The organism is Arthrobacter sp. H41 (genome assembly GCF_000520535.1).
Taxonomy (GTDB): domain Bacteria; phylum Actinomycetota; class Actinomycetes; order Actinomycetales; family Micrococcaceae; genus Arthrobacter_D.
The window spans coordinates 33,750-38,253 of the sequence record NZ_KI914777.1 but is presented as its reverse complement, the minus strand read 5'-3'; the positions used below and the strand labels follow the sequence as shown (position 1 = coordinate 38,253).

The 4,504-nt window shown below is 66.7% G+C and carries 5 protein-coding genes and 1 pseudogene; 2 read left to right on the top strand and 4 right to left on the bottom strand.

Annotated features, from left to right (window positions below):
- From Y705_RS0105065 to Y705_RS23575, 3 genes are all read right to left on the bottom strand, one after another.
- Window positions 1-1,538 (bottom strand): DEAD/DEAH box helicase (locus Y705_RS0105065; protein WP_049822309.1); only part of this gene is annotated, 1,538 nt, incomplete at its 3' end.
- Window positions 1,539-1,770: 232 nt separating this feature from the next.
- Window positions 1,771-3,246, bottom strand: coding sequence for an RNB domain-containing ribonuclease (locus Y705_RS17585; protein ID WP_444826159.1), 1,476 nt, complete (start codon window positions 3,244-3,246; stop codon window positions 1,771-1,773).
- A complete protein-coding gene (locus tag Y705_RS23575) occupies window positions 3,185-3,658 on the bottom strand; it encodes a DUF1905 domain-containing protein (RefSeq protein ID WP_444826157.1) in 474 nt (157 codons plus the stop codon). The genes Y705_RS17585 and Y705_RS23575 overlap by 62 nt, the downstream gene beginning before the upstream one ends.
- 169 nt (window positions 3,659-3,827) lie before the next feature.
- On the opposite strand from Y705_RS23575, the gene Y705_RS21735 reads away from it, so the two are divergent.
- Entirely contained in the window at window positions 3,828-4,064 is a 237-nt protein-coding gene (locus tag Y705_RS21735; protein WP_253908492.1) for a ferritin-like fold-containing protein, read from the top strand.
- A gap of 31 nt (window positions 4,065-4,095) precedes the next feature.
- Here Y705_RS21735 and Y705_RS23010 read toward each other — a convergent pair.
- A pseudogene (locus tag Y705_RS23010) lies at window positions 4,096-4,179 on the bottom strand (hypothetical protein); the annotation flags it as partial.
- Between the two features lie 160 nt (window positions 4,180-4,339).
- On the opposite strand from Y705_RS23010, the gene Y705_RS23570 reads away from it, so the two are divergent.
- Window positions 4,340-4,504 (top strand): ferritin-like fold-containing protein (locus tag Y705_RS23570; RefSeq protein ID WP_253908491.1); only part of this gene is annotated, 165 nt, incomplete at its 3' end.

Below are 4,504 nucleotides of genomic sequence, written 5' to 3'. Positions count from 1 at the left end.
GCCGGCCTGTCCGACCGAGCCCCCCGGCTGCTCCGGCCACCACTCGAGCGGCCACCCTGGTTCCGCGCCCCGGCCTCGCGGCCGCGCGTGGAGTCACCCGAACCGCCGCGGCCCCGCCCGGCGTCGTCGGAGCCGCTGCGGCCCTTCTTGCCGGTTTCGCCGAGGTCCTCGAGGGTTTCCGCGCCGATTCCCGCGAGTTTGCGTGCATTGCGGGGCAGGCGGCCCTTGGTGCCCTCGGGAATGTCGAGTTCCGTGAACAGGTGGGGTGACGAGGAGTACGTTTCCACCGGCTCAGGGGAGTCGAGGCCGAGAGCCTTGTTGATGAGCCCCCAGCGCGGCATGTCATCCCAGTCCACGAACGTGACGGCGGTACCCTTCTTGCCGGCACGGCCGGTGCGGCCCACGCGGTGCAGGTACGCTTTTTCGTCCTCGGGGCACTGGTAGTTGATCACGTGCGTGATGTCAACGACGTCGATGCCGCGCGCTGCGACCTCCGTCGCAACGAGGACGTCGATCTTGTCACCGCGGAAGGCGCGCAGCGCCTGCTCGCGGGCACCCTGGCCGAGGTCGCCGTGGATCGCTCCAGCAGCGAAACCACGGTCGATGAGTTCCTCCGACAGCTTCGCGGCAGTGCGCTTGGTCTTGCAGAAGATGATGGTGCGGCCGCGGTTCCTCGACTGCAGGATCCGCGCCACGACCTCGGCCTTGTCGAGGTTGTGGGCACGGTAGATCACCTGGCGGATGTCTTTCTTGGTGATGCCCTCGTCCTCGGGATCCGCGGCACGGATGTGGGTGGGCTGCGTCATGTAGCGCCGCGCCATGGCGATGACCGGGCCGGGCATGGTGGCGGAGAACAGGAGCGTCTGGCGGACCGGGGGAGTTGCCGCGATCAGGGTTTCGACATCGGGGAGGAACCCGAGGTCGAGCATCTCATCAGCCTCGTCGAGGACCACGATCTTGACGTTCTTGAGGACGAGGAGCTTCTGGCGGTGCAGGTCGATGAGGCGTCCGGGAGTGCCGACCACGATCTCGACGCCCCGCTGCAGTGCCTCGATCTGCGGCTCGTAGGCCCGTCCACCGTAGATGGTGACGATCCGGGCGTTGCGCTTCTTGGCCGCCGTCGTGAGGTCGCCGGCAACCTGGACGGCGAGCTCGCGGGTCGGTACGACGACGAGGGCCTGGGGAGCTCCGGGGACGGGCAGCTTGTCATACCCCTCATCGTCGGGACCCACCACGCGCTGGATGGCGGGGATACCGAACCCCAGGGTCTTGCCGGTACCGGTTTTCGCCTGGCCGATGATGTCGTGCCCTCCAAGGGCGATGGACAGCGTCATGGCCTGGATGGGGAAGGGATGGATGATGCCGGCATCGGCCAGGGACTCGACGATGTCGGGCCGTACCTTGAAATCGGCGAACGTCTCGGGTACCTCGGCGTGGGGCTCTTCGGTGGTGACGAGGGTCGTCTCGACGTCGATGGCGTCGTCGCTGTTGTCCGCCTTCAAGTGGTGCAGGTCTGGTGTCGTATTCTCAGTGTTCAATTAAGTACCGTTCAGTTAGGCAAGGCGGCCGCCGAGGCTCAACGGGTGGCTGGGGAGAAATCCAGCTCGGAGCACATCGGAGGCGCAAAGCGTCCAGTGGAAGCCGATCGCGGGCTTGCAACTGCGGAGGCTGAAACCTAGGAGTTCAGCGCGAAGAACTCGGGATCGAGTAAGTACTGCGGGTCATCGGGATTGTCGATAACGACCGGGCATCCATTACTACCACTCAAGTCTACCCTGCCGCGCCTGGGGTTCCGGCATCCGCCGGCCTGGAGTGGCGGGGGTCGGGATCCGCGGTGGGGAGTACCTGGAAACGTACTTTGCGCTGCTCGATGTCGGCTTGGACGAGCATGACCGTCACTGTTGCGCCGGCCACGAGTTCGCCGTCGCACTGGGCTTCGACCGGCGGGTCGAGAACCTGCACCGTCCCCGAGAGCCGCTGCCTGGGTTCGGAGCCGTTGCTCCGGGGGGAGCCCTGGAGGACGACAGCCTCGAATTCCTCGCCCACGCGGCTGCTCAACACGGCGGCCTGCACTGCCTCCAGGGCTCCGGACTCCATCCGGGAGGCAATCTGGTTCGAGGCGTTCATCAGTCCGTTCAACGCGGGCAACGCATCACGAGCCCACTGCGGCACGTCGTTGCCGGCACAGAGCGCCTCGCAGATGACCAGGACGAAGCGGTCGACCAACCGGCGCAGCGGCGCGGTCGTGTGGGCGTAGGGAGCCGCGATGGCTGACTGCTCGACGTCGTCGGGGACCTCGCCGTCGAACGCCGTATACCCCGCCCCGCGGAACAGGGACGCGGCAGCGTGCATCAGGGCGAGGTGGCGGGGCGACGCCGTGTCGAGCGTCCGAAGGAACGCACCGTAGGAGAGGTTGTCCGGCCAGGGCGTCCCCAGGACCTTCGCCTGGTGGCGGAACTTGGCAAGCGCACCGTCATCCGGACCCGGCATGGTGCGCAGGATGCCGATGCCTCCATCGATCATCATCCGGCCGGCGGCCATCCCGGTCATCAGCGAGATCTGGGCATTCCAGTCCTCGGAGGGGAGCGACGGCTCGGTCTGGATGACGTACTGCCGACCATCATGGAAAATCTCCTGGCGCGGGAGGTCAAGGCTCGATCCGCCGCGCAGCACCTCCTGCCGGACACGTTTGATCCCCACCTCGCGGAGCAGGCCGAGGCTTTCGTGCAGCCAGGGAAGGCCGGACGGCTCTGTCTCATCGAGGATCTCCTCGACCTGCTGGTAGGTGAGCTGGATCCTGCTGCGTATCCTGGCTCGCCGCACGGTGGCCGAGCTCACCGAAGCATCGGGCGCGAGAGCGAATTCCCAGACGAACGCGGGGCGTTCGACGCCCGGGAGCAGGCTCGCGGCGTCATCGGAGATGCACTCGGGATAGAGGGACACCCGGCCGTCCGGAGCGTAGATGGTCTGGCCCCTGTGCCGTGCTTCGGTATCCACCGCTCCACCCGGTTCGACGAAGCCGGGAGCATCGGCGATCGCGTACCACACGCGGTATCCGGATCCACAATGCTCCAGGCAGAGGGCCTGGTCGAGGTCGGTGGAGTCGGGAGGGTCGATGGTGAGGAAGTCGAGGTGTGTGAGGCTTTCCTGCGGAGGGACGTGCGCATGGATCGCCTGCTCCGCTTCAGCAAGGACAGCCGCGGGGAACGATTCGGCGATAGCGAGTTCTTCCCGGAGCGCGTGCAGAGCCGCTGCGAGCAGCTCCTGTGACTCCAGGTTCCTGACATCCAGCTGCTTCGACGGCACAAGCCCACCGTAATACACGCGTTCCTCCTCCGGGCCCTCCGGAAAGGCCGGTATCTCTGCTGCATGCCCAGGAGCGCTGTGCCAGGGCTGCCAGCTCCCGGACCGCCTTCTGCACCCGGCGGGCCCGGGCGTCGGCGCCTGCGGTGGGTCCTCCTGCCTGCCGATGCTCGGCGCTCACCGGCAGCATGGCTCGTCCGTTCATCGAGCCGACAATGGTGCGGTACCCATACCCGTTGACGGTGCCGGTGACAGCTGGCCGCCTGCCTCCACCAAGCTTCTCGAGAACCGATTCCGGGACCTCGATTCCCGTGGCCGTCCTGTCGCCCAACTCGAGCGTCGCATCGGATCGCATGACTCATCCTCGTCTTCCGCGTTCTGACCTGAAGGCTAGAAGCATAGGACCACAGGGCGCCGCAGCGGAAGTTGCCGGCCGCCCTGCATTGCGTACTCTTAGCAGAATGGAAAACCGCCCGCCTGACAGCGTCCCACCCAGGAACGACCACCTGCAACGGATGGGTTCCGTGGGAGAAACGCCCGACGCCGGCGGGACCGACCCGCTCCCCGTTTCCCCGGGCCACAGCGACCCGCGCTATCTGCGCTTCATCGTTGACCTGTTCGGCGTCATCGCCTACGGCGAGCTGTCCGGTTTCGAGCGGCTGTCCTCCGACGCACGGTTCTCGCCGAGCCTTGCCGACCGGGCGGGGCTCGGCCGGCTCGCGGTCCTCGACCGACAATGGTGCGGTACCCATACCCGTTGACGGTGCCGGTGACAGCTGGCCGCCTGCCTCCACCAAGCTTCTCGAGAACCGATTCCGGGACCTCGATTCCCGTGGCCGTCCTGTCGCCCAACTCGAGCGTCGCATCGGATCGCATGACTCATCCTCGTCTTCCGCGTTCTGACCTGAAGGCTAGAAGCATAGGACCACAGGGCGCCGCAGCGGAAGTTGCCGGCCGCCCTGCATTGCGTACTCTTAGCAGAATGGAAAACCGCCCGCCTGACAGCGTCCCACCCAGGAACGACCACCTGCAACGGATGGGTTCCGTGGGAGAAACGCCCGACGCCGGCGGGACCGACCCGCTCCCCGTTTCCCCGGGCCACAGCGACCCGCGCTATCTGCGCTTCATCGTTGACCTGTTCGGCGTCATCGCCTACGGCGAGCTGTCCGGTTTCGAGCGGCTGTCCTCCGACGCACGGTTC